Here is a 404-nt window from a genome sequence, read left to right on the forward strand (position 1 = left end):
GCCGTGGCTGGTCCCGGGGCTGAACGGCTGATCGTCATCCTCAACGATAACGAGATGTCCATCGCCCCGCCGGTCGGCGCGATGTCCAACTACCTCTCCCGCCTGATGTCCTCCCGCAAGTTCATGGGCCTGCGGGAACTGGCCGGGAAAGTCGTCAAGAAGCTCCCTGCCCCGGTGGAACGCACTGCCCGCAAGGCGGACGAGTATGCCCGCGGCATGATTACCGGCGGCACGCTGTTTGAAGAGCTGGGCTTCTATTACGTCGGCCCCGTGGACGGGCATGACCTGCCGCAGCTGGTCGCCATCCTGCGCAACCTGCGCGATACGGATAACGGCCCCATCCTGCTGCATGTGATGACCGAAAAAGGCCACGGCTATCAGCCCGCCGAAAAGGCCGGGGACAA

General features: G+C 64.1%; 1 protein-coding gene. It reads left to right on the top strand.

From position 1 onward, the window contains the following. Window positions 1–404 (top strand): 1-deoxy-D-xylulose-5-phosphate synthase N-terminal domain-containing protein (locus HK23_RS14010; RefSeq protein WP_306300698.1); only part of this gene is annotated, 404 nt, incomplete at both ends.

It is taken from the genome of Acetobacter malorum, assembly GCF_002153605.1.
Taxonomy (GTDB): Bacteria; Pseudomonadota; Alphaproteobacteria; order Acetobacterales; family Acetobacteraceae; genus Acetobacter; species Acetobacter malorum_A.